Annotated in this window: 26 protein-coding genes and 2 pseudogenes; 6 read left to right on the top strand and 22 right to left on the bottom strand. The window is 70.2% G+C overall.

Annotation, left to right across the window (positions count from 1 at the left end):
- Positions 1-98 precede the first annotated feature (98 nt).
- Positions 99-851: an O-methyltransferase gene (locus AC5Y43_RS23430; RefSeq protein ID WP_499976533.1), complete on the top strand. Its 753-nt coding sequence runs from the start codon at positions 99-101 to the stop codon at positions 849-851.
- 4 nt (positions 852-855) lie between these two features.
- Here the strand turns inward: AC5Y43_RS23430 and xerD are convergent, their stop codons facing one another.
- The 9 genes from xerD to AC5Y43_RS23385 form a co-directional block, all read right to left on the bottom strand.
- Positions 856-1,797 (bottom strand): site-specific tyrosine recombinase XerD, encoded by a 942-nt coding sequence (xerD, locus tag AC5Y43_RS23425; RefSeq protein ID WP_499976531.1) that lies wholly within the window; start codon positions 1,795-1,797, stop codon positions 856-858.
- Positions 1,794-2,417, bottom strand: coding sequence for an NUDIX domain-containing protein (locus AC5Y43_RS23420; protein ID WP_499976528.1), 624 nt, complete (start codon positions 2,415-2,417; stop codon positions 1,794-1,796). The genes xerD and AC5Y43_RS23420 overlap by 4 nt, the downstream gene beginning before the upstream one ends.
- Positions 2,410-4,161, bottom strand: a complete 1,752-nt coding sequence (gene pyrG, locus AC5Y43_RS23415; protein ID WP_499976525.1) for a CTP synthase — start codon at positions 4,159-4,161, stop codon at positions 2,410-2,412. The genes AC5Y43_RS23420 and pyrG overlap by 8 nt, the downstream gene beginning before the upstream one ends.
- A 183-nt stretch (positions 4,162-4,344) precedes the next feature.
- Positions 4,345-5,289 carry a copper transporter gene (locus AC5Y43_RS23410; protein WP_499976523.1) on the bottom strand — a complete coding sequence of 315 codons (945 nt, stop codon included), beginning with the start codon at positions 5,287-5,289 and terminating at the stop codon, positions 4,345-4,347.
- A 16-nt stretch (positions 5,290-5,305) separates the two neighbouring features.
- The gene (gene steA, locus AC5Y43_RS23405) at positions 5,306-6,487 is read right to left on the bottom strand and encodes a putative cytokinetic ring protein SteA (protein ID WP_499976521.1); all 1,182 of its coding nucleotides are present in this window, start codon (positions 6,485-6,487) and stop codon (positions 5,306-5,308) included.
- Positions 6,488-6,673: 186 nt separating this feature from the next.
- A complete protein-coding gene (recN, locus tag AC5Y43_RS23400; protein WP_499976581.1) occupies positions 6,674-8,431 on the bottom strand; it encodes a DNA repair protein RecN in 1,758 nt (585 codons plus the stop codon).
- Entirely contained in the window at positions 8,431-9,354 is a 924-nt protein-coding gene (locus tag AC5Y43_RS23395; RefSeq protein WP_499976519.1) for an NAD kinase, read from the bottom strand. The genes recN and AC5Y43_RS23395 overlap by 1 nt, the downstream gene beginning before the upstream one ends.
- Positions 9,351-10,160: a TlyA family RNA methyltransferase gene (locus tag AC5Y43_RS23390; RefSeq protein ID WP_499976516.1), complete on the bottom strand. Its 810-nt coding sequence runs from the start codon at positions 10,158-10,160 to the stop codon at positions 9,351-9,353. Before AC5Y43_RS23390 ends, AC5Y43_RS23395 begins: the two co-directional genes overlap by 4 nt.
- Positions 10,161-10,168: 8 nt before the next feature.
- Entirely contained in the window at positions 10,169-10,342 is a 174-nt protein-coding gene (locus AC5Y43_RS23385; RefSeq protein ID WP_499976514.1) for a hypothetical protein, read from the bottom strand.
- 140 nt (positions 10,343-10,482) lie between these two features.
- On the opposite strand from AC5Y43_RS23385, the gene AC5Y43_RS23380 reads away from it, so the two are divergent.
- A complete protein-coding gene (locus AC5Y43_RS23380) occupies positions 10,483-11,355 on the top strand; it encodes an alpha/beta fold hydrolase (RefSeq protein ID WP_499976512.1) in 873 nt (290 codons plus the stop codon).
- Here the strand turns inward: AC5Y43_RS23380 and AC5Y43_RS23375 are convergent.
- From AC5Y43_RS23375 to AC5Y43_RS23355, 5 genes are all read right to left on the bottom strand, one after another.
- Positions 11,352-12,344 (bottom strand): HAD-IIA family hydrolase, encoded by a 993-nt coding sequence (locus AC5Y43_RS23375; RefSeq protein WP_499976510.1) that lies wholly within the window; start codon positions 12,342-12,344, stop codon positions 11,352-11,354. The two genes, AC5Y43_RS23380 and AC5Y43_RS23375, sit on opposite strands and share 4 nt — an antisense overlap.
- A 15-nt stretch (positions 12,345-12,359) precedes the next feature.
- A complete protein-coding gene (locus AC5Y43_RS23370) occupies positions 12,360-13,070 on the bottom strand; it encodes a hypothetical protein (protein ID WP_499976508.1) in 711 nt (236 codons plus the stop codon).
- A 71-nt stretch (positions 13,071-13,141) separates the two neighbouring features.
- Entirely contained in the window at positions 13,142-13,498 is a 357-nt protein-coding gene (locus AC5Y43_RS23365; protein WP_499976504.1) for a DUF732 domain-containing protein, read from the bottom strand.
- Positions 13,499-13,546: 48 nt separating this feature from the next.
- Complete coding sequence (tyrS, locus tag AC5Y43_RS23360; RefSeq protein ID WP_499976499.1) at positions 13,547-14,830, bottom strand: tyrosine--tRNA ligase; 1,284 nt, start codon at positions 14,828-14,830, stop codon at positions 13,547-13,549.
- A gap of 11 nt (positions 14,831-14,841) precedes the next feature.
- Positions 14,842-15,453, bottom strand: a complete 612-nt coding sequence (locus tag AC5Y43_RS23355) for a DNA-3-methyladenine glycosylase (protein WP_499976496.1) — start codon at positions 15,451-15,453, stop codon at positions 14,842-14,844.
- 97 nt (positions 15,454-15,550) lie between these two features.
- Here AC5Y43_RS23355 and AC5Y43_RS23350 point away from each other — a divergent pair, with 97 nt between their 5' ends.
- The 4 genes from AC5Y43_RS23350 to AC5Y43_RS23335 all read left to right on the top strand — a co-directional run bounded on the left by AC5Y43_RS23350 (position 15,551) and on the right by AC5Y43_RS23335 (position 19,175).
- Positions 15,551-16,831, top strand: coding sequence for an ammonium transporter (locus AC5Y43_RS23350; protein WP_499976493.1), 1,281 nt, complete (start codon positions 15,551-15,553; stop codon positions 16,829-16,831).
- Between the two features lie 204 nt (positions 16,832-17,035).
- Positions 17,036-17,803 carry an ABC transporter ATP-binding protein gene (locus tag AC5Y43_RS23345; RefSeq protein ID WP_499976490.1) on the top strand — a complete coding sequence of 256 codons (768 nt, stop codon included), beginning with the start codon at positions 17,036-17,038 and terminating at the stop codon, positions 17,801-17,803.
- Positions 17,800-18,555: an ABC transporter permease gene (locus AC5Y43_RS23340; protein WP_499976488.1), complete on the top strand. Its 756-nt coding sequence runs from the start codon at positions 17,800-17,802 to the stop codon at positions 18,553-18,555. Before AC5Y43_RS23345 ends, AC5Y43_RS23340 begins: the two co-directional genes overlap by 4 nt.
- Positions 18,552-19,175: a TetR/AcrR family transcriptional regulator gene (locus tag AC5Y43_RS23335; RefSeq protein WP_499976485.1), complete on the top strand. Its 624-nt coding sequence runs from the start codon at positions 18,552-18,554 to the stop codon at positions 19,173-19,175. Before AC5Y43_RS23340 ends, AC5Y43_RS23335 begins: the two co-directional genes overlap by 4 nt.
- Here AC5Y43_RS23335 and AC5Y43_RS23330 read toward each other — a convergent pair.
- The 8 genes and pseudogenes from AC5Y43_RS23330 to AC5Y43_RS23295 all read right to left on the bottom strand — a co-directional run bounded on the left by AC5Y43_RS23330 (position 19,141) and on the right by AC5Y43_RS23295 (position 26,012).
- Positions 19,141-19,356: a Trm112 family protein gene (locus AC5Y43_RS23330; protein ID WP_499976481.1), complete on the bottom strand. Its 216-nt coding sequence runs from the start codon at positions 19,354-19,356 to the stop codon at positions 19,141-19,143. The genes AC5Y43_RS23335 and AC5Y43_RS23330 overlap by 35 nt on opposite strands.
- Positions 19,349-22,327, bottom strand: a complete 2,979-nt coding sequence (locus AC5Y43_RS23325) for an acyl-CoA synthetase (protein WP_499976576.1) — start codon at positions 22,325-22,327, stop codon at positions 19,349-19,351. Before AC5Y43_RS23325 ends, AC5Y43_RS23330 begins: the two co-directional genes overlap by 8 nt.
- 146 nt (positions 22,328-22,473) lie before the next feature.
- On the bottom strand, positions 22,474-23,658 hold the full coding sequence (locus AC5Y43_RS23320; RefSeq protein ID WP_499976478.1) for a site-2 protease family protein: 1,185 nt from the start codon (positions 23,656-23,658) through the stop codon (positions 22,474-22,476).
- Positions 23,659-23,689: 31 nt separating this feature from the next.
- Complete coding sequence (locus tag AC5Y43_RS23315; protein WP_499976475.1) at positions 23,690-24,217, bottom strand: DUF5994 family protein; 528 nt, start codon at positions 24,215-24,217, stop codon at positions 23,690-23,692.
- 121 nt (positions 24,218-24,338) lie between these two features.
- Positions 24,339-24,716 carry a hypothetical protein gene (locus tag AC5Y43_RS23310; RefSeq protein ID WP_499976586.1) on the bottom strand — a complete coding sequence of 126 codons (378 nt, stop codon included), beginning with the start codon at positions 24,714-24,716 and terminating at the stop codon, positions 24,339-24,341.
- 27 nt (positions 24,717-24,743) lie between these two features.
- Positions 24,744-24,878: pseudogene (locus AC5Y43_RS23305) on the bottom strand (baeRF10 domain-containing protein); the annotation flags it as partial.
- A 94-nt stretch (positions 24,879-24,972) separates the two neighbouring features.
- Positions 24,973-25,185 (bottom strand): annotated as a pseudogene (locus tag AC5Y43_RS23300) (baeRF10 domain-containing protein); the annotation flags it as partial.
- Positions 25,186-25,580: 395 nt separating this feature from the next.
- Positions 25,581-26,012 carry an STAS domain-containing protein gene (locus AC5Y43_RS23295; protein ID WP_499976473.1) on the bottom strand — a complete coding sequence of 144 codons (432 nt, stop codon included), beginning with the start codon at positions 26,010-26,012 and terminating at the stop codon, positions 25,581-25,583.
- Positions 26,013-26,060 lie beyond the last annotated feature (48 nt).

Below are 26,060 nucleotides of genomic sequence, written 5' to 3'. Positions count from 1 at the left end.
GCCAATATGACGGGCTTTCGCTGGTGGGGTGCCCGGGCGCACGGGGAGTTAACTTCAGTCACACCAGCAACATTGGCGGCGGGCTATCGTGGTCGTCTATGAACCTCAGGCGACGGCTTCCCCTGCTGCGGTGGTCGGTGTTGCGGATGGCCCCCGCCATCCGCAACATCAACGTCACCGGCCAGATCGGCGACGGGCGCGAGGCCGCCGCCGTCGACTACGTCCTGAAGCATGCACGCGCCGGCGACGTCGACGACGTCCTGGCCAGCATCGACAAGTTCGCCTACGAGAAGTCGATGCTGATCAACGTCGGCGACGAGAAGGGCCTGCTGCTCGACGCGGCCGTGCGCCGGGCCGATCCTGCGCTGGCGCTCGAGCTGGGCACCTACTGCGGCTACGGCGCGCTGCGGATCGCCCGCGCGGCGCCGAACGCCAGGGTGTACTCCGTCGAGCTCGCCGAGGCCAACGCCGCCAACGCCCGCCGGATCTGGGAGCACGCCGGTGTCGGTGACCGGGTCACGTGTGTCGTGGGCACCATCGGCAACGGCGGGCGCACTCTGGACGCGCTGGCCAACGAGCACGGGTTCGCTTCCGGCGCATTGGATTTCGTGTTCCTCGATCACGACAAGGACGCCTACCTGGACGACCTGCTGAGCATCCTGGACCGCGGCTGGCTGCATAAGGGCTCGATTGTGGTCGCCGACAACGTCAAGGTGCCCGGCGCGCCGAAGTACCGCGCGTACATGCGCGAGCAGCAGGGCAAGTCGTGGCAAACCGTCGAGCACAAGACGCACCTGGAATACCAGTCGCTGGCCTCGGACCTGGTCCTGGAGAGCGACTACCTGGGCTGAGCGGTTATTGCGCCCGCGGGTGCGCGCCGGCCCACACCTCGCGCAGCGCGTGCACGGTGACCAGCGTGTAGATCTGCGTCGTGGTCACCGAGGCATGCCCCAGCAGCTCCTGCACGACGCGGACGTCGGCGCCGCCCTCGAGCAGGTGGGTGGCGAACGAATGCCGCAACATGTGCGGCGACACCCCGGACGTGATCCCGGCCCGCTCGGCGGCGTCCTGCAGCACCTGCCACGCGCTTTGCCGCGAGAGCCGCCCGCCGCGCGCGTTGAGGAAGATCGCCGGCGTCCCGCGGCCGCGGCGTGCCAGGTCGGGGCGGCCGCGCACCAGGTAGGCGTCCACGGCCTGCACCGCGGGGCGCCCGACGGGCACCAGCCGCTGCTTGCCGCCCTTGCCGCGCAGCAGCACCGAGCGGTCCTCGGTGTCGATGTCGTCGACGTCGAGGCCGACGGCCTCCGAGATGCGGGATCCGGTGGAGTACAACAACTCCAGCAGCGCTCGGTTGCGCAGCGCCAGCGGGCCGTCGCTGGGGCTGTCGCCGCCGGCACCCTCCAGCAGCGCCAGCACCTCGTCGATCGTCAGGCTCTTGGGCAGCCGGCGCCCCGGCGTCGGCGGCCGGACCGCGCGCGCCACGTCCAGTTCGGTGAGCCCCTCGGCGGCGGCGAACCGGTGCAGGCCGCGCACCGCGATCAGCGCGCGGGCCGCCGACACCGCCGACAGCGCCGCGGCCCCCGCATCCGGGTCGCCGCGGCGCAGCGCCACCAAAAACTCGCTGACGTCGTCCTCGCCGACGTTGGCCAGGTCGTGAATTCCCCTGTCGGACAAATGCTTCGAGTAGCGGCGCAGGTCGCGGCGATAGGAGCTCAGGGTGTTTTTCGCCACGCCCCGCTCGATGGTCAGGTGATCGAGGTAGCCCTGCAGTTGGGTGTCCAGCACCGCCGTCGTCACGGCGCGGCCTTCCGCGCCGCAAACGCGGTCGGCCGGTCGGCCCACGGGCTGTCCGGCGGTCGCGGCTGGGCGAACCCGTCTGCCACCGCGGCGGCGGCCAGAATCCCCGCCACCGCAATGGCATTGACGATCTCGCCGCTGAGGGCCAGGCGGGCGGCCTCGGCCAGCGGATACCACTGCAGCGTCAGGTCGGCCTCTTCGTCGTGCGCCTCGGGCCGGTCCACCTCGGTGAGACCGGTGGCCAGGTAGACGCGCACCGATTCGTCGCTGTAACCCGCCGCGGAGTTCAGGTCGACGAGCGCCCGCCAGGTGTCGGCCCGCAGGCCGGCCTCCTCCTGTAGCTCCCGCGCTGCCGTCACCTCCGGCGGCTCGCCGCCGATGTCGAGCAGGCCTGCGGGCAGTTCCCACAGCCGCCGGCCGAAGGCGTGGCGGTATTGGTAGATCAGCGGGATGTTGCCGTCGGCGTCCATCGCCACCACGGCCACCGCCCCGAAGTGCTCGACCACCTCGCGGGTGACGTTCTTGCCGCCCGGCATCCGGACCTGATCGCGGCGCAGCGCAAAAATCTTTCCGGTGTACAGCGTTTCGGATGACGCCGTCTCGAAAACGTGTTCAGCCACGGGTCGCGGGCTCGGGTAGCGGCCGCTGCGAGCTGTCTCGGTGCTGGTTGCCGTTGGAGGTGTGCTCGGGGATCTCGACGGGCAGCAGTTCGCCGGCCGCGTAGTCCAGAGCCGCCTTGACGAACGCCGCGAACAGCGGGTGCGGGCGGGTGGGCCGGCTCTTCAGTTCGGGGTGGGCCTGGGTGCCGACGATGAACGGGTGCACCTCCGGCGGGTACTCGACGAACTCGACCAGGTGGCCGTCGGGCGAGGTGCCGGAGAAACGCAGGCCGCTTTCGGCGATCCGGTCGCGGTAGGCGTTGTTGACCTCGTAGCGGTGCCGGTGCCGTTCGGACACCTCGGTGGCGCCATAGGCCTGGGCGACAACGGAATCCGGGTCCAGCACCGCGGGATAGGCGCCCAGGCGCATGGTGCCGCCGAGGTCGGCCTCGCCGGCGATGATCTGTTCCTGGTCGGCCATCGTGGAGATGACGGGATCCGGTGTGGCGGGCTCGAATTCGGCCGAGTTGGCCTCGGTGAGACCGACCGAGCGCGCGGCTTCGATCACGATGCACTGCAGACCCAGGCACAGGCCCAGAACCGGCAGTCCGCGCCCGCGGGCGTGACGGATGGCCCCGATCTTGCCCTCGATGCCGCGGATTCCGAAGCCACCGGGAATCAGCACGCCGTGCACGTCGGCCAGCGCGGAGGCGGCGTCGCTCGTGTTCGCGCAGTCGTCGGAGGGCACCCACACCATCTCGACCTTCGCGTGGTGTTTGAAGCCGCCGGCGCGCAGCGCCTCGGTGACCGACAGGTAGGCGTCGGAGAGCTCAATGTACTTGCCCACCAACGCGATCCGCACCGTCTCGTGCGGTTCGTGTACCCGGCGCAACAGGTCGTCCCATTCGGTCCAGTCGACGTCGCGGAACGGAAGGTTGAGCCGGCGCACCACGAACGCGTCGAGCTCCTCGCGGTGCAGCACCTTGGGGATGTCGTAGATCGACGGCGCGTCCGGGGTGGAGATGACGCCGTCGATGTCGACGTCACACATCAGCGCGATCTTGTTCTTCAGCGCCTCGGGGACGTCGCGGTCGCTGCGCAGGATCAGCGCATCGGGGGTGATACCGATGCTGCGCAGCGCTGCCACCGAGTGCTGGGTGGGCTTGGTCTTGAGCTCACCCGACGGCGCCAGGTAGGGCACCAGCGACACGTGCAGGAAGAACACGTTCTCCCGGCCGAGGTCGTGGCGAACCTGCCGCGCCGCCTCCAGGAAGGGCTGGGACTCGATATCGCCCACGGTGCCGCCGATTTCGGTGATGACGACGTCGGGACGGTGACCGTCGGCGTCCGGTAGCGCCATCGCCATGATGCGAAGCTTGATCTCGTCGGTGATGTGCGGGATCACCTGCACGGTGTCGCCGAGGTATTCGCCGCGCCGCTCCTTGGCGATCACGCTCGAATACACCTGCCCGGTCGTGACATTCGCCGAGCCGGACAGGTCGCGATCCAAAAACCGCTCGTAGTGGCCGACGTCGAGGTCGGTCTCGGCGCCGTCCTCTGTGACGAACACCTCGCCGTGCTGGAACGGGTTCATGGTGCCCGGATCGACGTTGAGGTAGGGGTCGAGCTTCTGCATCGTCACGTGCAAGCCGCGCGCCGTCAGCAGCTGCCCGAGGCTACTGGCCGTCAGCCCCTTGCCCAGCGAAGAAGCGACCCCGCCACTGACGAAGAGGTGCTTGGTGGCGGTTTGCGGGTGCTTGCGCACTGGCGACCTCCGTGACAACGGGCAGGGCTTGAGTTGGTCTAGCGTTAGCTAGCTGGGCCTGCCGACCACGGAAACCCACCCTAACATCAGCCACCGTCAGCCGCCGCGAACACGCCCCGCGTGGCGACGGCGAGCGCCGAAAATCGGCGCGAGCAAGAAGCCGCGCCATCGGGTGCCGTGGCGTTACTGCGGCACCGTAATCGAGCTGGCGCCGTGCCCGGTGCCGTACTGCCCGACGTGGCCGCCGTTGATCAGGTCGTGCAGGCCGAGCACCGCGGTGATCCGGCCCGGCGCGGCGTCGACGTCGTCGACGGTGCTGATCGCCGACGCCATGCCCGCGTCGGCTCGGGTCACCGCGACCGCGGCGCCGCCCGTCGCCGAACCGTCGCGCCCGGCCAGCAGGGTCCCCGCCCCGTGCGGGGCGAGCGCGGCGGAGAACCGGGCCACGCTGACGCCCTGGTTGCCGGCGTCGGCGGGCAGCGCGCCGCCGGTGACGACCAGCGCGGCGTTGGCGGCGCCGATGTGGTCGGCGGGCTGGTAGGTGATGAAGCCGGTCTCGCGCAGCGAGGCCAGGACGGTGTCGCGCTCGGGATCGCCAACCGGCGGCGCGGCGGGGTTGGCGTTGATCAACAGGGCGATGCCCAGCAGGTCACCGGCCTGCGACCCCTGGTCGACGAGCTTGGTGCTCAGCTGCTGCCCGGCGGGCAGGACCGACGAGTTGACCACCGTGCGCAGCTTCTCCGCGGAGTTGGCGTCGACGAACTCCTGGGTCAGCGACACCGTTCCGGTGAGCGTGCCGCCGGCCTGGCCGATGAACTTCGTGACCGCGGCGACGTCGTCGTCCTTGGCGTCCGGGGTGCGGAAGACGACCACCGATTTGCCGCCCAGCGCGTCGTGCACCATCCGCCCGGCCAGCTGGTTGTCGAAATTGTTTGCCGCGGCGAGCTTTTCGTTCATCACGTTCTTTTGGTCGTTGAGCCCGCTGATCTGGGTGTACAGGTCGCGCTTCTCGTCACGCAGGCTGGACAGCAGGGTGTCGGACAAGAATCCGGAGCCCAGCACCACGCCGACGGCCAACGCGAGGAAGACGGCGGCCAGCGACAGCGCGTGTTGGCGTAACGAGATCATCAGAGACCGTCCTCGCTTAGGTGATCAGGTGCTGCACCCAGAGGGAGAAGCGGTTCCAGTAGTCGACGACCCAGTGCAGCACCGTGGCGTCGGTGCGCGACACCCAGAGCGCCACGATCACGGCGATCAGCATGGTCAGCGCCAACAACGCGATGGCGCCCGCCGAAATGTGGTTGCGGTACAGGGTGGCAACGGCCTTGGCGTCCACCACCTTCTCCCCCACCCGCAGCCGGGTCAAGAACGTCGAGGGGTTGCTCTGCGCGCGCGTGCGGTCGAAGAAGGTCTCGATGTTGGCGGTGTGGCCGGCGGTGACGAGCAAGGCGGCGCCGTGGTGATCGGCCAGCAGCAGGGCCAGGTCGACGGCCGACCCCGCGGCCGGGAAGGTCATCGCGCCGACGCCGAGGTCCTGGATCCGCTCCAGGCCGGGCGCGTGGCCGTCGGCGTCGGCGGGCAGCACCACGTGGGCGCCGCACTTGAGGGCCTCGGTGCTGATCTGGTCGGGGTCGCCGACGATGATCTGTGGGCGATACCCGGCCTTGCGCAACACGTCCGCGCCGGAGCTGACGCCGATGAGCACCGGCTGGTACTCCTTGATGAACGGCTTGAGCGAGCGCAGGTCGTCGGTGGCGGTGGGCTCGTCGGCCACGATCACCACGTGCCGGCGGCGCAGGTCGACGTCGATGTCTGGGATGCCGATGCCGTCGATCAGCAACGGGCTCTCGCTCTTGATGAACTCGATCGTGTTGCCGGCGAACGCCTCCAGGTGGGCGGCCAGGCCGCTCTTGGCCTCCCGCATCAGATCGGCGATGTCATGGTCGGTGCGTTCGGTGCCGCGCACCAGCCGGCGGTCGCCGGAGTACACGCCGCCTTCGTGCAGGCGGATCTTGGCGCCGTCCTTGACCTTCTTGAAGACGTCGGGCCCGGTCTCGTCGATGAGGGTCACCCCGTTGTTGACCAGGACCTCGGGCCCGAGGTTGGGGTAGCGGCCCGAGACCGATGGGGACGCGTTGACGACGGCGGCGATGTCGGCCTCCACCAGCGCGTCCGCGGTGATGCGGTCCAGGTCGAGGATGTCGAGGACCACGATGTCGCCGGGACAGACCCTGCGCAGCAGGCGGTCGATGTTCCGGTCGACCCGGGCGGTGCCGGTGAGCCCCGGCCGGGACGGATTACGCGAGAGCAGCCCAGACATCTTCATGGGGCTCGATTCTGTAGGCCAAGCCCGGGCGAGGCGTGGAGGCGCGCCGTAACATTAGCCTCAGAAGTTATCTAGAGTCACAGCTGTCACAAGCCGGTCACGGGTTGGTCGCGGCGAGCGGCCGCAAATGTACGGCGTGCGCGGCGTGTCGTCGTACAAACACGGACGCTCGCGAGCCAAGGAGGTTCAGATCGCGTCGGTCCGTGCGGCCGCGAGGAGTTCGCGGGCGTGGGCGCGGCCGCTGTCGGACTCCCCCAACCCGGCCAGCATCCGCGCCAGCTCGGCCACCCGGTCGTCGTCGCTGACCCGCCGCACCCCGCTGGCGCCCTTGCCGCCGGTGCTGTGCACCACCAGGTGCACGTCGGCGTACGCCGCCACCTGCGGCAGATGGGTGACGACGATGACCTGATGCGTGCGGGCCAGCCGGGCCAGCCGCCGCCCGATCTGCACCGCGGCCCGGCCGCCGACGCCGGCGTCGATCTCGTCGAACACCATCGTGATGCCGGGTGCGGAGGCGGCGAGCACCACTTCCAGCGCCAGCATCACGCGGGACAGCTCGCCGCCCGACGCGCTCTTGGCCAGCGGCAGCACCGTCATGCCGCGGTGCGCGGCGAAGCCGAACTCGACCTGGTCGACGCCGTCGCCACCGGCCCGGGCCAGCATCGGCCCGGAGGGCCCAAAAGACACCGTGAGCGTCGCCGGGTCGTCCGGGGAGCCCGCGGGTTCGGTGCTCACGTCGATGCTGAACTCGGCGTCGGCCATCGCCAGCCCGGACAGCTCCGCGGTCACCTCCTTGGCCAGCCGTTTGGCGGCCTTGCGCCGGGCCTTGCCGAGATCGACTGCGGCTTCACCCAATTCGCGGGCCAGCTCGTCGACGCGATTCGCCAACCCCGCCAGCCCTTCCTCGGAGACGTCGAGCTGCGCGAGCCGGTCGCGTGATTCGTGGGCCCAGCGCAGCACGCCGTCGATGTCGGCGGCGTACTTGCGGGTGAGCGTGCGCAGCTGGGCCTGGCGGGCCAGCTTGGATTCCAGCGCGCTGGCGTCGACGGGCAGCTCGTCGAGGAAGCCGCCGAGTTCGTCCGCCGCGTCGGCCACCACCGCCAGCGCCTCGCCGATCTGGCCGGCCAGCGCCCGCAGCGTCGCGTCGTCGGCGGATTCCAGTGCCGCCCTTGCCTTTCCGAGACTGTCGATCGCGGTGGCGGCGAACTGCTCGTCGGCGGACAGCGCGGCGCGCGCGGTGGCGGCGGCCTCGCGCAGCGTGTCCAGTTCGGACAGCCGCAGGATGTCGGCGACCAGCGCCTCGTCCTCGCCGGGCTGCGGGTCGACGGCGTCGATCTCGTCGAGGGCGAATTTCAGGCGATCGGCCTCCTGGGCCAACTCGCGGGCGCGGTCGCGGCGGTCGGCGAGGTCGCGGCGCGCGGTGAGCCAGGCGTCGCGCAGCTTGCGGTAGCGCTCCAGGGCCGGGCCATTGTCCGCAAAGCGGTCCAGCGCGCCGCGTTGCTCCTCGGGGCGCATCAGCCGCAGCTGGTCGTTCTGCCCGTGCAGGGTGAGCAGCTCGGTGGTGAAGCCGCTGAGCGACTTGGCCGGCACGCTGCGCCCACCCAGGTACGCGCGCGACGGGCCGTCGCGGCTGACCGAGCGCAGCGCGATGACGCTGCCGTCCTCGTCGCGTTCGGCGCCTGACGTGTCGAGCATCTCGTCGAGGTGGGCGGCCGCGGAGTCGTCGAGATCGGTTGTGGTGAAACGGCCTTCGACCACCGCACGGTCGGCCCCGGATCGGACCCGGGTGGCGTCGGCGCGGGCACCGCCGAGCAGATGCAGCCCGGTCACCACCATCGTCTTGCCGGTGCCGGTCTCACCGGTGAGCACCGTCAGCCCGCGATCGAACTCGGCGGTCGCGACGCTGATGGCGCCCAGCGACTCGATGCGAAGTTCGGTCAGCATTAATTCCCGCGCCACCCGGTCACCGGCAACCGGAACTTGCGCACCAGGCGGTCGGTGAACGGCGCGCTGTCCAGCCGCGCCCACTTGACCGGGGTGTCGCAGCGGGTCACCTCGATGCGGCTGCCGGCCGGTATCCGCATTTCGCGGCGGCCGTCGCAGAACACCAGGGCGTCGTGCCCGTCGGCCTCGATCTCGATAGCGATGGCGGCCTCGGGGCTGGTGACCATGGGCCGCCCGAACAGCGCGTGAGCGTTGTTGGGCACCACCAGGATTGCCTCGAGGTCGGGCCACAGCACCGGCCCGCCGGCCGAGAACGCGTAGGCGGTGGATCCCGTCGGCGTCGACACCAGCACACCGTCGCAGCCGAACGCCGACACCGGGCGCCCGTCGATCTCGACGACGACGCCGAGCACGCCGAGGCGCGGGCCCTTTTCCAGGCTGGCCTCGTTGAGCGCCCACCCGTGCTCGATGACGCGGCCCCGGTGGCGCACCACGATGTCCAGTGTCAGGCGCTTCTCCACCCGGTAGTCGCGGGCCACCACGTGGTCGAGCACCCGGTCGATGGCCTCCGCCTCGGCCTCGGCCAGAAAGCCGATCCGGCCCAGGTTGATGCCCAGCACCGGGATCCCGGCGTTGCGGGCCAGTTCGGCCGCCCGCAGGAAGGTGCCGTCGCCGCCGAGCACCATCACCAGCTCGCAGCCGTCGGCGGCCCGGGGGTCGGCGTTGACCACCTCGATCTCGACGCCCATGGCCCGCATGTCGTCGGGGGCCAGGTGCAGCGATCCCCGGTCCACCGCCTCGGCGGACAGCACGCGCATCCCAATCCCGTTGTCGCTCAGGACTTTCTCGACCCGCCGCGCGGTCTCGGTCGCCTCGTCGCGGCCGGTGTGGACCACCAGCAGGATGGTGCGTTCGGCGCTCATGCCGGGCCCTCGCTCACCGCGCGCCGCACCGCGGCCGCCAATCCGTCGGCGGACAATGCCCGGTCGGTCCGGGCGCGCAGCCACAGGAAGTATTCGACGTTGCCCGACGGTCCCGGTAGCGGGCTGGGGGCGACGTCGAGGGCGTGCCAGCCCAGCTGACCGGCCCGGCGCGCGACGGACAGCACCGCGTCGGCGCGCAAGCCCGGGTCGTGGACGACGCCGCCGGCGCCGACCTGGCCCTTCCCCACCTCGAACTGTGGCTTCACCATGGGAACGATATCCGCGCCGGGCCAGGCGCATCCAATCAGCGCGGGCAACACGGTGGCCAGCGAGATGAACGACAGGTCGGCCACCACCAGATCGACCGGCCCGCCGATCGCCTCGGGGGTCAGGTCGCGGGCGTTGGTGCGCTCGACGACGACGACCCGTGGATCGCTGCGCAGCGACCAGGCCAGCTGCCCGTACCCCACGTCGACGGCCACCACCTCGGTGGCGCCCCGGTCCAGCAGCACCTCGGTGAACCCGCCCGTCGACGCGCCGGCGTCCAGGCAGCGGCGGCCCTCGACGGCGATGCCGAACGCGTCCAGCGCCCCGACGAGTTTGTGCGCGCCGCGCGAGACCCAGCCGCGCCCGGTGTCGGCGGCGACGGTCAGGGCCGCGGTGACGTCGACGGCGGTGCCGGGCTTGCGGGCCGGCAGGCCGTCGATGCTCACTTTGCCGGCGCCGATCAGCTCCGCGGCCTGCTGACGGGACCGCGCGAGCCCGCGGCGCACGAGCTCGGCGTCGACGCGGGCACGCCGTGCCACGGCCGCACTCAGCCCTTCTCCGCCGACTCCAGGGCGGAAAGCAGCACGTCGTGCGCCTCGGAGAGGCGGCGCGCGATGTCCTCGAGCTGGTCGAGCGACAGCTCGTGTTCGGCGTCGGGCTCGGGCAACTGGGCCACCAGGGCGTCGATTTCAGCGCGCAGCTGTTCGGGATCGATCGTCATCGCGCTCCCACGCTAGTCACCCGCTAACACTTTGCCCAACCGTGTACCGCCTCGGACGCGGAAAGCGGCAGGAATCACCGCTGCCCGGGGTACATTTCGCTGACCGAGCCTGCCGCGCGCCAGCTTGCCAAGGAGCGGAGATGTCCGTTGTCGAGGGATCCGTACTTACAGAATCGGGTCGGTGGGTGGCTTATGCGCAAATGGGGTGCCTCGACGGAACACCGCTGTTCTGTTTTCACGGTGTCCCCGGGTCGAGGCTGGACTTCGCTCATCCGGCGTACCGCGCCGCCCTCGACAGCACCGGTGTGCGCCTCATCGGAATCGATCGGCCCGGCTTCGGCCGCTCGACGCACGTGGCCGGCCGGCGATACTGCGATTGGCCCGCTGATGTCGTCGCGGTCGCCGACGAGCTGGGCATAGGCCGGTTCGGCATCCTGGCCTATTCCACCGGCGGTCCGTACGCGATTGCCTGTGCCCTCGCGTTTCCCGAGCAGCTGACCTTCGTCGGCATCGTCAGCGGCATCGGCCCCGGGGAAACCCCACGTCGTCATGAAGGCATGGCCAGGACGATCGCGACGACGATAGGACTGACCCGCAGGACTCCCGCCCTCGTCAGGTGGGTGATCAAACACACCTCGGCAGAACGGTTTTCGCGTCAATTCGAGAAAGACCTGAGCCCGGAGGATCGCGCGCTCTACCGCGATCCCGAAGTACGTGAAGCTGCCGTCGCCGCCTTTTGCGAAGCGACCAGACACGGGCCGGACGGGTGGGTCGAAGACTTCCGACTGATGGGCAAGCCGTCGGGACTGGACTACGCCGCCGTCAAATGTCCAGTCCGGCTGTGGCACGGCGACACTGACGTCACCGTCCCCGTCCACCACTCCGAATATGTGGCCCGGTTGGTTCCCAAAGCCGATTTGGAGGTGCTGCACGGCGTGGGGCACCTACATCCCCCGGCTCGCTGGGCCGAGTTTGTCAATGCGGCGCGGGAGGCCGCCGCTCGCACCCCTTAGATCAGGGACCACCGTTGCAGCGCGTCGCGGGCCCGGTCGTCTCCCGCTTCGATGTCCAATGGCCGATCCGCCGCCCATACGGCGGCGGCAACAGCGCGCACGACCGCCAGCCCATCCCCGTCGTCGGTGCCGTCGGCGCCGATCGTCACCGCTCCGTCCTTGGTGTCGACCCGCCAGCCCGGCTGGGGGCCCACCGCGAGCACGTCGGCGTCGGCGTGCAACGAGCGCAGGTCGTGGCCGAGGTAGGTCGGCCGCAGGTCCGGTTCGGCGTAGACCGCGTCCCGCGCGCTGTTGACTCCGGTGAGCACCATCAGGCTGGGCAGCCGGGCGGCGTTGGCGCCCTCGATGTCGGTGTCCAGCCGGTCCCCGACGACCAGCGGCGCACGGAAGTCACCCCGGGCCACCGCGTCCTGCAGCAGGCGTGGGGCCGGCTTGCCGGCGACCCGCGGCTCGGCGCCGGTGGCGGCCCGCAGCGCGGCCACGAACGACCCGTTGCCGGGCAGCAGGCCGCGCTCGGTGGGCAGGGTGGGGTCGACGTTGGCCGCCACCCACAGCGCGCCGGCGCGGATGGCCAGCGCGGCCTCGGCCAGATCCGGCCAGCCGACGGCGGTGGACAGGCCCTGTACGACGGCGACGGGATCGTCGTCGTACCGGCGCACCGGCCGCAGGCCCACGGCCTCGACCTCGTTGGCCAGCGCGTCGGTGCCCACGATCAGCACCTTCGAGTCCGGCTTCAACTCGTCGGCCAGCAACCCGGCCGCGCTCTGCGCGCTGGTGACGACGTCCGAGCCGGCGGCGTCGAAGCCGAGGTCGCGCAGGTGTGAGGCGACCTCGTCGGCGCTGCGCGACGCGTTGTTGGTGACATAGAGCTTGCGGCTTTTCACGTCGTCGAGCGACTGCACCGCGCCCTTGGTTGGCTCCGCCCCGCGGAAGACGGTGCCGTCCAGGTCGATCAGGAGGCAATCATATTGCCGGGCAAGGCTTTTCATAGTCGGCAGGTCATCTCAGGCCAGCTCGCCGACGCGTTCCTCGGCGTCGGTGACGCCGTCGACGTCGGCGGCCGCCGAGCGCAGAAACCAGTGCAGCGCTTCGTCGTTGCGGCCCAGCGCCAGCAGCGTGTCGGCGTAGGCGTAGCACAGCCGCGCCGCCGTCGACCCGGTGCGGCCGGAGTCCAGCGGCGGCGTGGAAAGGATGGTCAGCGCCTGTTCGAGCTGCCCCAGATCCGCGCGGGCGCCGGCGGCGACGATGCGCAGCTCGTCGGCGTCGTCGCCGGACAGCTGGGCCGCCTCGGGGCCGCGCGCCAACTCGATCGCCCGCTCCGGGCGACCAAGTCCGCGTTCGCAATCGGCGATCAGCGCCAGCAGCGCAGACTTGCTGCCCATCCGGCGGGCGGCGCGCAGTTCGGCCAGCGCCTGCGACCAGTCGCCGCATTGGTAGGCGGCGATCCCGACGGCTTCGCGGACCGCGGCGATGCGGCTGGACCGCGCCCGCGCCGCGCGGGCGTGGCGCAGCGCGGCCTCGGGGTCCGCGTCGATCAGGTCGCCGGCGGCGACGAGGTGGCGCGCTACCGCGTCGGCGGTGGCGCGATCCAGGGTGCTCAGCTCGCGGCGGACTTCGGGCGCCAGCTGGTTGGCCTCCACCCCGGCCGGTATCGGGGGCCCGTCCTGCGAAGGGCGCTCCGTGCGCGGTCCGCGCCGCTGCCTGTCCTCGACCACGCAGCCGAGGATACGGCTAGGGGCGATCGCAAACGCGGCGAAGCCGGGTGCGGCGGGTCGCCCCCATCGGGTTACGCCGGGGCCCGGTTGGACAGCAGCGGCGCCAGCACCGCCGGGCAATACGTCGCGATCGCGATGATGGTGAACACCCCGGCGGCATCGTGGGACATCGCGCCGCCGTCGGCCATCGCGGCGATCACGGAGTCGAACGACCCACCGGGCGCCACCAGCAGCGGGCAGACCGACTGCCCCAGCGCCATCGCGCTGTCCGGCTCGGAGACCGGGACGCCGGCGTTGGTGAGGGCCCGCAGGAACGCGTTGCCCATCAGGTCGGCGTGCACGGGTGCCGCCAGCGCCGCCGTCAACCCGGCCACGCCCGCGCCCATCCCCACAGCCCGCAGCACCCGCGTCGCAGTCACCGTGACCACAGTGGTCGGCGACGGTCACGTCGGGGCCACGACACGGTAACGCTTTGGCTAGCGGACTTTCTCGATCCCCGCGATGTTGCGCTTGCCGCGGCGCAGGACCAGCCACCGGCCGTGCAGGAAGTCCGCCGGCCGCGGCGCCCACTCCGCACTGTCGACGCGCACGTTGTTGACCGACACGCCGCCCTCCCCGATCGTGCGCCGCGCGGCGCCCTTGCTGGCCGACAGGCCGCTGGCCACCAGCAGGTCGACGATCCCGTCGGGGCCACCGGGTTTGAGCTCGGCGACCGACGCCTCGCGCAGCGCGGCGGCCAGCGTCGCCTCGTCCAACCGGTCCAGCTCGCCCTGCCCGAACAGCGCCCGGCTGGCGTGCTCGACCGCCTCGGTGGCCGCCTCGCCGTGCACCAGCACCGTCAGCTCCCGGGCCAGCCGGCGCTGGGCGGCGCGCTGCTGGGGGCGCTCGGCCGTCGCCAGCTCCAGCTCGGCCAGCTCGTCGGCCGACAGGAAGGTGAACCACCGCAGGTAGCGGATCACGTCGGCGTCGGCGGTGTTGACGAAGTACTGGTACCACGCGTACGGGCTGGTCAGCTGCGGGTCCAGCCACAGGCTGCCGCCCCCGGTGGACTTGCCGAACTTGGTGCCGTCGGCCGCGGTCACCAGCGGGACCGTCAGCGCGTGCACGGCGGCGCCGAGCTTCTGGCGGACCAGGCGCACGCCGGCGATGATGTTGCCCCACTGGTCGGAGCCGCCGATCTGCAGCGTGCAGCCGTGGCGCTGGTGCAGCTGCACGTAGTCGTTGGCCTGCAACAGCATGTAGCTGAACTCGGTGTAGGAGATGCCCTCGCCGTCCAGGCGCCGCCGGATGGTGTCGCGATCGAGCATGACGTTGACCGAGAAGTGCTTGCCGATGTCGCGCAGGAACTCCACCGCCGAGAGCGGGCCCGTCCAGTCCAGGTTGTCGACGACGACGGCGCCGGTCGGTGTGTCGGCGGAGCCGTCGAATTCCAGGAAGCGCTCCAGCTGGCCGCGGATCCGCTCGGTCCACGCGGCGACGGTGTCGGCCTCGTTGAGGGTGCGCTCGCCGACGTCGCGGGGGTCGCCGATCATGCCGGTGGCCCCGCCGGCCAGCACGATCGGGCGGTGCCCGGCGCGCTGGAACCGGCGCAGCGCCAGCAGCGGGACCAGGTGCCCGGCGTGCAGGCTCGGGGCCGTCGGGTCGAAGCCGGCGTAGACCGTCAGCGGCCCGCGCCGTGCCTCGGCGGCCAGCGCGTCGAGGTCGGTGGACTGCGCGATCAGCCCGCGCCAGCCCAGCTCGTCAAGGATCCCGGAAGACATCGCGCACGACTTTAGTCGCTGGTCCCGGGGGCGGGCGCCCGCGGACTTCGCCGGTAGGCCGAGACCTCCGGGCGGCCCGCGAGCCACAATCGCCACGGCCGGTCGGCGGCCTTGCTCACCCCGACGCGCGGCCCGGACACGGCGGTCAGCGGGTCGTGCAGCTCGAGGGTCACCGGGCTGCGCCGCCCGAACAGGTCAATTCCGTTGTCGTCCATGGTGATTCCCAGGGCCGAGCACAGGTTGCCGGGGCCGCGCGCCAGCGCGTTTGCGCGGACCAGCTCGCCGCGGCGGGCGCGCGCGGCGTCGGCGCCCTCCTCGATGGCCGCCGCGCGCAGCAGGACGGCCGCGGCGGTCCCGTCGGGCCCGCACGAGACGTTGGCGCAGACGTGGATTCCGTGGCTGCGATACGTATACAGCCGCCCGGGCGGGCCGAACATCACCGCGTTGCGGCCGGACAGCCCGCGGTACGAATGGGCCGCGGCGTCGGGCCAGGGTCCGTCGGGGACCCCGCCGTAGGCCTCGACCTCGACGACGACGGCGCGCACCCCGCGACCGGTGAGGGTGGCGCCCAGCAGCCGGTGCGCGGCCGCGACCGGGTCGACTAAAAGCTGGTGTGCGGCCACCAATCGAACCTACTGGCGGCACAAACGTGGCAGTATCCCGGTGGCTGCGTGTCGGGACCTCTGACGAGGCCAAGGAGCCCAAGAAGGAGCCCAAGAAATGCATGCGATCGACCCCGCTGCCACCGCCTGGCTGCTGGCCAGCACGGCGCTGGTGCTGCTGATGACCCCGGGCCTGGCGATCTTCTACGGCGGGATGGTGCGCACCACCGGGGTGCTCAACATGATCATGATGAGCTTCATCTCCATCCCGCTGGTCACCGTGGCGTGGCTGCTGGTCGGCTACACCGTCGCCTTCTCCGACGACGGGGCGGGCGGGTTCGTCGGCAACCTGCGGCACATCGGGATGCTCGGCATCACTCCCGACACCGCCCACGGCGCGGTGCCCGAACTGCTCTATGCCACGTTCCAGCTGGGGTTCGCGATCGTCACCGCCGCGCTGGTCAGCGGCGCGATCGCCGACCGCGCCAAGTTCGCGGCCTGGATGGCGTTCGTAACGGTGTGGGCGATTGTCGTGTATTCGGTTGTCGCGCACTGGGTCTGGGGCCCCGGCGGCTGGCTGGCCAAGATGGGCGTGCTCGACTACGCGGGCGGGCTGGTCGTCGAGATCGTCTCGGGTTCCTCCGCGCTGGCCCTGGCGGTGGTGGTCGGGCCGCGAATCGGCTTCAAGAAGGACGCGATGCGCCCGCACAACCTGCCGTTCGTGTTGCTCGGCGTCGGGCTGCTGTGGTTCGGCTGGTTCGGGTTCAACGCCGGATCGGCCCTGGGCGCCAACGGAACCGCCGCGGCCATATTTTTGAACACGCTGGTCGCGGGGTGCCTGGGCATGCTGGGCTGGCTGACGGTCGAGCGCTTCCGCGACGGCCGGCCCACCACGTTCGGCGCGGCGTCCGGGGTGGTCGCCGGCCTGGTCGCGATCACCCCGTCGTGCGGGACCGTCAACACGCTCGGCGCGGCGCTCGTCGGCGTCGCGGCGGGCGTCGTGTGTTCGTTCGCGGTGGGCGCGAAATTCCGCTTCAACTACGACGATTCGCTGGACGTGGTCGGGGTGCACTTCGTCGGCGGCGTGGTCGGGGTGTCGTTGATCGGGCTGCTCGCCACGGCCGTCATGACGTCCGGCCCGCGGGGTCTGTTGTACGGCGGCGGGTTGGGGCTGCTGGGTAAGCAGGCGTTCGCGATCGTGGTCGTCACCGGATACTCGTTCACGATGTCGTTCGTGCTGGCGAAGGTGGTCGATCGGGTGATCGGATTCCGGCTCAACCCGGAAGACGAGACCACCGGCATCGACCTCACCCAACACGCCGAGACCGCGTATGCCGAGGGCGTGCACGGGCATCTGCCGTTGCGCCGCCCGGATTTCGGGGGCCGCCCGGAGGGTTGATGCCCAGCTGCATCAGCAATCACGTGCGTGCCTCGAGGCGGGGCATAGATTCTGCCGGATTGTGATGGCGCCGGCGCTATCGCTTGGCGGGGCTGCCGCGAGAGTGCTCTAGCGACGGCGCTACTCGGGCGATGCGTTGCCAGTTGCACTTTCGCGGTATTGCAGCCCTTGACAACCCCGCCGCAGCGGACGAATATTCATCACATGATGAGTTCATCGAGTGATGAATTATTCGCCAGCGGGCCCGCCCCCGCCATCAGCATCGAGCGCCTGCGCGTCACCCGCTTCAAACGCCCGGTCCTGCACGACTTTTCGGTGCACATAGCGCAGGGCAGCATCACCGGTATCCTCGGCCCCTCCGGCTGCGGCAAGACCACGCTGATGCGTTGCATCGTCGGCACCCAGATCGTGCAGCCGAGAAGCGCGGTCACGGTGCTCGGCCGGCCGGCGGGCAGCCCGGCGCTGCGCCATCGCGTGGGCTACATGCCGCAGGACCCGACGATCTACGACGACCTGCGCATCGTCGACAACGTCCGCTACTTCGCCGCGCTCTACGGATTCGGCACCGAGGCCGCCGACGACGCGATCGAACGGGTGGGGCTGACCGATCACCGGACGGCCTTCTGCGGCAATCTCTCCGGCGGCCAGCGCACCCGGCTGTCACTGGCGTGCGCCCTGGTCTGCCAGCCGGAGCTCCTCGTGCTCGACGAGCCGACCGTCGGCCTCGACCCGGTGCTGCGAGTGGATCTCTGGGAGCAGTTCACCGCGCTGGCCCGCGGCGGGAGCACGCTGCTGGTCTCCAGTCACGTGATGGACGAGGCCGACCACTGCGGCGACCTGTTGCTGATGCGCGAGGGCCACCTCGTCGCGCACACCACCCCGACCCGACTACGAGAGGACACCGGATGTCCGTCACTGGAGGACGCGTTTCTGTCCATCATCAGGCGCGCCATCACGCAAAAGGCCGGATGAACCTCAAGGGCTACACCGCGACGACGACGCGGATCCTGCGCCAGCTGGCCGCCGACCACCGCAGCGTCGCCCTGATCCTGGTGGTGCCGGTGCTCGTCATCACGCTGATGTACTTCATGTTCGAAAACTCCCCGCATCGCCCGGGCACACCGTCACCGTTCAACAACGCCTGCCTGATCCTGCTCGGCCTGTTCCCGCTGTTCGTGATGTTCATCATCACCTCGATCACGATGCAGCGGGAACGGGCCTCCGGCACCCTCGAGCGCATCCTGACCACGCCGCTGCGCCGCCTCGACCTGCTGATCGCCTACGGCAGCGCGTTCTCGGTAGCCGCTGCCGCACAAGCGATCCTGGCCTGCGTCGTGTCGTTCTGGCTGCTCGGCTTCGACACGGCCGGCAGCCCGGCGTGGGTGTTCGTCATCGCGATCGTCAACGCGATGCTCGGTGTCGGGCTGGGCCTGCTGTGTAGTGCGTTCGCCCGCACCGAATTTCAGGCCGTGCAGTTCATCCCGCTGGTCATGGTCCCCCAGCTGCTGCTGGCCGGCATCATCGTGCCCCGCGCGCTGATGGCGCACTGGCTGCAGTGGATCAGCAACGCGCTGCCGGCCAGCTACGCGCTGGAGGCGCTGCAGCAGGTGGGCGCGCACCCGGAGCTGACCTTCACCGCGGTGCGCGACATCGTCGTCGTGCTGGGTTTCGCGATCGCGGCGCTGTGCCTGGCCGCGGCGACGCTGCGGCGACGGACGCCGTGACCGCCACCAACACCGGCCGCCGGCGGCGGGGCCGACCGGCCGGGACCTCCGACACCCGCGACCGGATCCTGGCCGGCGCGCGAGAACTATTCGCGCGCAACGGTATCCGCAATACCTCGATTCGGGCGGTGGCCGCGGCGGCCGGCGTCGACTCGGCGCTGGTGCACCACTACTTCGGCACCAAGGAGCAGCTGTTCGCCGCGGCCGTGCACATCCCGGTCGACCCGATGGACGTCATCGGCGCGCTGCGCGACGTGCCGGTCGAGGAGCTCGGCTACACGATTCCGTCGATGTTGTTGCGGCTGTGGGACTCCGAGGTCGGCGCGGCGTTCGTCGCCACGCTGCGGTCGATCCTGGCCGGCTCGGAGGTCAACCTGTTCCGCACGTTCATCGAGGACGTGATCGCGGTCGAGGTGGGTGCCCGCGTCGACGACCCGCCCGGCAGCGGCCTCGTCCGGATCCAGTTCGTCGCATCGCAACTGGTGGGTGTGGTGATGGCGCGCTACATCCTGCGACTGGAGCCGTTCGCGTCGCTGCCGGCCGAGCACATCGCGCGGACCATCGCGCCGAACCTGCAGCGCTACCTCACCGGGGATCTGCCGGACGCGCCCGCGCCATGAGGCGCTCGTGCTCGTCGTCGTCGACGTCGCGGGCCTCGTCGATCAGCAGCACCGGGATGCCGTCGTCGATGCGGTAGGCGCGCCGCAGCCGCGGGTTGTAGAGCAGTTCGTCTCCGATCAGCTCCAACGGGCCCCGGTCGGCCGGGCACACCAGGATGTCGAGCAGGGTCCGATCAATCATCGTCACCCCGGTACACGGCGCTCAGTTCGGCCCGCACGGCCGGGGTCAACCGCCGGTACTGCCCGCCGGTGGTGTCGAAATACCAGGCGTGGCGCCCGGATTTGGGGATCCCGGCCGCGCGCAGCGCACTGACGGTGGGACGGTAGGTCGCGCTGAGCGTCATTTCCGGTACCACGCACACGATGTCGGGTCCCAGCCCGATCGGCAGGTCCGCGAGGGTTTCGGTCAGATCCGCCGCGGTGATGCTGGCCCCCGGCAACAACGTCACCGCCGAGACCGCGACGTCCAGGTTGCCGAACGGCACGTTGTAGGTGACCGCGAGGTCGACGCCGGTGATGCAGCTCAGCGCGGTGGTGACGGGCTCGGCGAACACCAGCCCGCGCGCGGTGTGCACGACCGAGCCGCGCCGGCCCGCCAGCCAGTAGTCGCCGTCGCCGTCGCGGTAGAACAGGTACTCGGTCGATATCCAGGTGTCGGCGGGGGCGAAGACGCCGCGCTTGACCGACGCGCTCGGGTCGATCGGCCCGTTGGAGGCCGCCAGCAGCACCCCGACCTCGCCGGGCGCGGCGACCTGAACGAAGCCGCGGTCGTCCTCGAGGATCAGATCGTGCTCGGCGTCGTAGGCCCCGAGCTCGACGCGTCCCACGCCGGGCAGCGGGCGGCCCTTGCTGCCGATCTTGTGGCCGGACACGTTGGCCAGCACCGCCTGTCCGTCGGTGGTGGCGAAGAATTCGACGACGTGGGCGGGCGCGAACGCGTCGAGGACGCGCTTCCACAGGCCGGTCGGCATGCCCGAGCCGATGAACAGCCGCACCGGGTGGTTGCCGTGCAGCACGAACGCGGGATCGTCGACAACGTCGCGCAGCATGGCCCAGGTGTAGGACACCACCGTCACGCCGTACTGCCGGACCTCCTGGACGAAGCGGTCCGGTTGCAGGCCGCGCGACAGCGCGATGCGCGTGCCGCCGACGACCGCGCCGCCCAGGCTGACCAGCAGCGCGGACTCGTGGTGCAGCGGCGTGAGGCAGTAGACGGTGTCGCGCCGGTCGAGGGAGGCCGTCGAGGCGGTCCCGAACGCCGACACCGCCCAGCGGTAGTTGGTGATCTGCCTGGCGACCAGCTCGCCGCCGGCCGCGCTGAACGCGATGAACGCGAGGTCGCGCGCCAGGCCGGGGTTGGGGCGATACCACGCGGGCAGCTCGACGGCGTCGGGGTCGATCTGCTCCATGTCGATGACTTGGGATTGCTCCGAAGCGTCCTCGCGCAGCTGCAGATCGCGCGTCTCACCGCCGCCCAACACCAGCACCTGGCCCGGAAGTTGGCGTGCCGCTGCGAGATTGGTGGGGTCGGTCAGGATCTCGCTGACTCCCCCGAGCCGGATCGCCGCCGCCAGGTCGGATTCGGGATGCATGACCACCGCGACGGCGCCCAGCCGGGACAGCGCGGCGATCGCGACCAGAGCGCTGGGCCGGGTCTCCATCAGCACGCCGACGCGGTCGCCCTGGCGCACCCCGACTTCGATCAGGCCGCGGACGACGTTGTTGATGCGCCGGTTCACCGCCTCATAGGTGTGCACGCGGCCGTCGAACAACAGGAATTCGCCCTGCGGAGCGTCGTGCGCCTGCTCGTCGATGATGCGGCCCAACGAGATTCGGGTGTGATCGTTGATCTGCCCCAGCCGCACCAGTCGCGGCAGCGTGCGGACCGTCTCGACGGCCAGGGTGCGCATCGACTTGTTGGCCGCGACGACCGTGTTGGCCGCGCCGCGCACCAGTCCCAGCGCCGCTTCGGATGCCTCGCCGAGCTCGTGCGCGATCCGGGAGCTGAGCGCGACCCCGCTGTCGGTGTGTTCGGCCGGCTGGTCGGCCATCGGGTCGATGCCGTCCGGCTTGTCCCCGCCCTCGGACAGCCAGCGCACCCAGGCGGCGACCGTCGGCCAGCTCTCCTTGGCCGCCCTGGATCCGACGACCAGGCCGAAATGTCCTGTGCGGATGGGACGTTCGTAGACCTCGGCGTAGGGCGCCGCCCGCCGGATACCGCGCACCGAGGCGGGCTGCCCGATGTCGTCGACCTCGCCGACGAAGGCCAGCACCGGGCAGGTGATGTCGGTGAGCGTCACCAGCTGACCGTTGATGGCGAAGCCGCCCGTCATCATGCGGTTGTGCGCGATGAACTGTTTGAGCAGCTCGGAGATCGCCGGGCCCGACCACGCGATCCAGCCCTCGCGCTCGAGGAACCGGCGCTGCTGCTCGCGCGGCAGCAGTGCTTCGCGGTCGTGCAGCTGGCGCACGAAATCCACCCGCGCCTTGGCGGTCTTGAGCGGGTCCATCATCTGGAAACCGGTGCGCGCCATCCAGCTTGGGATGGCCAGCCGGCTGAAGACGTGGTCGGCCATGAAGTTCGCTGCGGCCGCGCCGAAGTTTGGCGGGATGCCCATGGGCAGGGCGGCCAGCGTGTCCACCGGCGACCCGAACGTCACGATGCTGGCGAGGTCCTTGGAGCGGCGGTAGGCCGCGACCTGGTAGCACCACATTCCGCCCTGCGAGTAGCCGACCAGGTGCACGTCGCTGCCGGTCGCGTCCTTCACCGTGTCGATGGCCTGGCTCAGCGCGACGATGTGGTCGGCGAGGTTGCGGCGCATGCCGCCCTCGACCTTGTCCGGGGAGCCGAAGTCGATGACCCAGGGGTCCAGGCCGTGGGCGTGCAGGATGCCCACCGCGCCGTCCTGGCGTGTGACGTCCCACATGTCCGCCGACATCATCATCGGGTGCACCATCAGCACGGGCGGCCCCACCGGCGATTGGCCCGGCCGGCTGTCCGGCGGGAAATACCGCCGCAGCTTGTACATCGGCACGCTCTCGACGGTCTGGGACGGCGACGGGACACTCTCGGTTTCCAAGCCCCCCAGCCGCAGCACCTCCAGGCCGTTCTGCGCCGTGGCGATCAGGCGCCCGACCGGTCGCGTGACCATCGAAATATTGAGATCCACCGCTGCTCCCTGCGTGTTGACAGCGGGAACATCATGGCACATCAGCGTGCTCGGCGGTGCTGGCCTGGGGGTTTGCTCGGCGGGGGCGCAGTGATCAGTTCACACCACGGGCGCGGGGCGCCGACGGCTCAGTTGACCAGCGCTGCGCCCGGTCGCCGGGACGTCAATTCGGCGATGTCGGCGCCCCCGGCGCCGAACTGCACGCCCAGGCCGTGGAGTGCCGCCGCGCGGCTGATGTCGCTGGGGGAAACGATGCCCACCATGGCGTCGCCGGCGAACACCAGGGCACGGCCGTCGGTGCAGCCCCTCAGCCTGGGAAGCAACTCCGCAAGCGGTTCCTCGGGGCGGGCCCGCGGAATCTCGTCCGGCGGGCAGGCCACCTCGCTCAGCAGGGTGGTCGCGTGCCGCTCGGCCGGCACGCCGCGGATCCGGTTGAGCGTGACCAGGCCCTGCAACCTGCCGGCGTCGTCGAGCAGCGGAAATGAGGAGTGCCGGCGCAGCAGCGCGATGTCGCGCAGGAACCCGGCGATGGTCGCGTTGCCGTCCGCGGTCTCGGGGTGCTCGGCCATGACGTCCCGGACCCGGATCCCGGCCAGCGCGGTGCTGGTGCGGGCCTGGTGCTCCTCGGCGCTGGCCATGGTGACCACGAACAATCCCAGCAGGATCCACCACAGGCCGCCCACGCCGCCGATGGCCTGGAGAATGCCGAGCGCGATCAGGATGAATCCGAACAGCCGCCCGGCCCGGGCGGCCACCACCGTCGCGGCGAGGCGATCGCCCCGCCACGCCCAAACGCCCGCGCGCAGGATCCGACCGCCGTCCAGCGGCGCCGCCGGGATCGAGTTGAACACTGCCAGCACCACGTTGATCGCAGCCAGATAGCTCGGCACCGCCACCACCAGCGCGCTCATGCCGGCGTGCTCAGCCGCCCACGCCGCGGCGCCGAACACCGCCGCCACCAGCAGGCTGCTGAGCGGGCCGATCGCGGAAATGCGGAAATCCGCACCCGGCGTGGTGGCTTCACCGCGCAGCCGGGCGACCCCGCCGAGCAGCCACAGCGTGATGCCCTCCACCTCGACGCCGTTGCGTTGCGCCACGATCGCGTGGGCCATCTCGTGAGCCAGCAGGGACAGCACGAACAGCGCGGCGGCCAGCGACGCGACCAGCAGGTAGGCCGCCCAGGGATATCCCGGAACCATCCCGCCGAAGTGCGTCGACAAACCGACGACCAGCAGCGCCACGATGGCAAGCACGCTCCAGTGGACACCGACTGCCACGCCGGCAATCCGGCCCAGACGCAGCGTTGACGTCATCATCATTACTCCTTCGTTTTTCGGGCGGTCGTCATCGAGCACCACAAACTGCTCCCCCGTCAGATTCCCAGCGCTGCAACGCGATAAGGGCGTTGCGGCGATCTTCGGCCCGACGTGCGGAGTGACCGAGCAGTTGGTCGGGGGTCGAGGCATCGCCGGGGCTTGCCGCCGTCGTCATCGCCGTGTACGCGTCGCTGGGATCGGCGTAGGGAGATACCAGCAGCAGCCGCAGCCGGCCGAAGGGCTCACCGAACACCGACACGACATCGGGCGATTCGGCACCGGGATCGAGAATCACTTCGCCGTCGGGGCTCGAAATTGCCGGCGACCAATCGCTTTGGTGATACGCGACGCGGTCGATCACACCCACCCGTCGCGCGAAAGCCTCGAGCAGTGACGGGAGTTCGTCGGCGAGCAATGTCGAGTGCGGCCACCACGCCCCTTGCACGTGACCGCGCACCGGGCCCGCCCGTTTCGACGTCGGCTTCAACCGCAGGCGCGCTGTGTGCGTCGCCGGCCGCCGGACGCGTGCGGCGTCGGCGTACGGGGTGGATGTCATGAGTTGCCTTTCTCGGTTGTTCGCTTATGGATGCCAGCGTCCGAAATCCATGCTGCTACGAATCGCGTTGGCCGCCTTGTCACACCGCGACAAAAGGACCGCCTGCGTTTGTGGCGCGCGCCTACCAGCGCAGCAACGCGGCCACGCCCTCGGCGTCCTTTAGTCCGGTGTCGGCAGCGCCGTCTACCGGACTGATCCGGGCGCCGGTCATCAGTGCCCGTTCGACCAGCCGTTCGGTCAACCGGGGCTCCCGGGTCACCGGATGTCCGTTCGGGCCGGCCTCGTCTCCACCGTAAAGCGACCCGTCGGCGCCCACCGTCCCCTGGTAGCGGACCTGAGGGTCGTACAGGAGGTGTGCGGCCCTGCCGGCGTTGAGCACTGCGGTCACTTCGGACAAACCCAGGGCCGCGCGCCCCGACCCGGCAACGTCGCGCACGTGTTCCACGAGCTGCCGCTCGTGCTCGGCGTGCTGGTCGTGAACCCAGTCCGTCACTGCCATGGCCAGTTCGTCATCGTTGCGCCCGTTGAAGATCCGCGCATCCGCGAATACCTTGCCACGAAGTGCCCGGGGGAATCTCGCGACGGTCGGCTCGGTCCAGCGTTCGCCGCCACTGACGAGTATCCGCTCCCAGCCGCGGTATCCGGCCAGATCCGCTGCCATTTCGGCGACTCGTTCCACAAAATTGCAGCATCCGGTCGCGTTCGCGCGCCTGGCGCTGTTCGCGCATCGGCGTGTGAAACTGCCCGTCGGGACCGCCCCCGATTTGGCCGGCTCGCTCATGCGGCGCCTGAACATAAGGCTGTTCGATTCGCCTCAGCAACTGCAATGATCCGGCCCGCCATTCGAACATCCGGGCCTCCTGCGCCGAAATCAGGACGACACCTGCCGCCCGACCCTCGTCGAGCAACTCCAGCAGCGGGTGGATGAACGGGCCGTCGCCCAATACCACCCGATTGGGCACCGGCATCGCGCTCTTGAGCCGCAGCACCCAGCCACTGTCCAACGCGGCGAACGCGATTCGGCTTCGCCCCGAGGCAGTCGGGCTTGTCAGGTCCTCGATTTGCGGCCAGAGCCGGTCGAGCGCGGCAACCACATCGCGGCCGCGTTCAGCGCCCCTGTCCTCGGCAACCCGGCTGCGCAACTCCCGGAACCGGTTCTTCAAGTCGATCGCCGCCGCTTGCGAATTCGGGTCGCGGCGGGGATCTGCGTTCACGTACACCGACAACACGCCCAGCTTGTCCATCCGCCTGGAAAGGGCCCATAGACTGTCCTGGTCAAGCCACTCGATCGCGACCATATTCACTACCTCTTCCTTCGTCGGCTCATGAGTCAATTGCGTTGTGTGCGAACCGTCTCCTCGCGTCAGCATCTCGTGAGCTCTTTCGTCGTCGTGACAACCCGACGTGGTGGGGACCAGCCGGGGTGGCGAAATGTCAACTGCCGCATGGCCTCGTCCACCGAGGCCGTGACGGGCAGCCGGTAGGTGCTGCGCGTGACACTGCGGAGCCGATCGACTGCCTCGCTGGTTACCAGCGCCCAGTCCATCCCCGTCCGATGCGCGTACTCGGCTATCCTGACCAGCGCATAAAAGCCGTCGCTGTTGATGAAATCCACACCCCGAAGATCGAGGATCAAGGGCCGGTCGGGCTTCGCCAGATCGCCGATGTAGTCGCTCAGCCGGGTGGCGTTGCACGCTTCGATCGCCCCCGTCACCTGCACTACGAGCAGGCCGGGCTGGAAGTGTGTGCGCAGCGACATGCCGGGACGATGGCAGCGTTTGTTGCCGATAAGCATAAAAACTCCTCGATATCACTTGTGGTTACCGGTAATTGAGATCACCCG

The sequence above is a fragment of the Mycobacterium sp. NGS57 genome (assembly GCF_059812405.1).
This window is presented reverse-complemented; position numbering and strand designations above follow the sequence as displayed.

What these genes read in the sequence shown, in the direction of transcription:
- AC5Y43_RS23430 (WP_499976533.1), top strand. Translation starts at nt 99, where the DNA reads ATGAACCTCAGGCGACGGCTTCCCCTGCTGCGGTGGTCGGTGTTGCGG.
- AC5Y43_RS23410 (WP_499976523.1), bottom strand. Translation starts at nt 5,289, where the DNA reads ATGATCTCGTTACGCCAACACGCGCTGTCGCTGGCCGCCGTCTTCCTC.
- steA (WP_499976521.1), bottom strand. Translation starts at nt 6,487, where the DNA reads ATGAAGATGTCTGGGCTGCTCTCGCGTAATCCGTCCCGGCCGGGGCTC.
- recN (WP_499976581.1), bottom strand. Translation starts at nt 8,431, where the DNA reads ATGCTGACCGAACTTCGCATCGAGTCGCTGGGCGCCATCAGCGTCGCG.
- AC5Y43_RS23395 (WP_499976519.1), bottom strand. Translation starts at nt 9,354, where the DNA reads ATGAGCGCCGAACGCACCATCCTGCTGGTGGTCCACACCGGCCGCGAC.
- AC5Y43_RS23385 (WP_499976514.1), bottom strand. Translation starts at nt 10,342, where the DNA reads ATGACGATCGATCCCGAACAGCTGCGCGCTGAAATCGACGCCCTGGTG.
- AC5Y43_RS23380 (WP_499976512.1), top strand. Translation starts at nt 10,483, where the DNA reads ATGTCCGTTGTCGAGGGATCCGTACTTACAGAATCGGGTCGGTGGGTG.
- AC5Y43_RS23375 (WP_499976510.1), bottom strand. Translation starts at nt 12,344, where the DNA reads ATGAAAAGCCTTGCCCGGCAATATGATTGCCTCCTGATCGACCTGGAC.
- tyrS (WP_499976499.1), bottom strand. Translation starts at nt 14,830, where the DNA reads ATGTCTTCCGGGATCCTTGACGAGCTGGGCTGGCGCGGGCTGATCGCG.
- AC5Y43_RS23350 (WP_499976493.1), top strand. Translation starts at nt 15,551, where the DNA reads ATGCATGCGATCGACCCCGCTGCCACCGCCTGGCTGCTGGCCAGCACG.
- AC5Y43_RS23345 (WP_499976490.1), top strand. Translation starts at nt 17,036, where the DNA reads ATGATGAGTTCATCGAGTGATGAATTATTCGCCAGCGGGCCCGCCCCC.
- AC5Y43_RS23340 (WP_499976488.1), top strand. Translation starts at nt 17,800, where the DNA reads ATGAACCTCAAGGGCTACACCGCGACGACGACGCGGATCCTGCGCCAG.
- AC5Y43_RS23330 (WP_499976481.1), bottom strand. Translation starts at nt 19,356, where the DNA reads ATGATTGATCGGACCCTGCTCGACATCCTGGTGTGCCCGGCCGACCGG.
- AC5Y43_RS23325 (WP_499976576.1), bottom strand. Translation starts at nt 22,327, where the DNA reads ATGGTCACGCGACCGGTCGGGCGCCTGATCGCCACGGCGCAGAACGGC.
- AC5Y43_RS23320 (WP_499976478.1), bottom strand. Translation starts at nt 23,658, where the DNA reads ATGACGTCAACGCTGCGTCTGGGCCGGATTGCCGGCGTGGCAGTCGGT.
- AC5Y43_RS23315 (WP_499976475.1), bottom strand. Translation starts at nt 24,217, where the DNA reads ATGACATCCACCCCGTACGCCGACGCCGCACGCGTCCGGCGGCCGGCG.
- AC5Y43_RS23310 (WP_499976586.1), bottom strand. Translation starts at nt 24,716, where the DNA reads ATGGCAGTGACGGACTGGGTTCACGACCAGCACGCCGAGCACGAGCGG.
- AC5Y43_RS23295 (WP_499976473.1), bottom strand. Translation starts at nt 26,012, where the DNA reads ATGCTTATCGGCAACAAACGCTGCCATCGTCCCGGCATGTCGCTGCGC.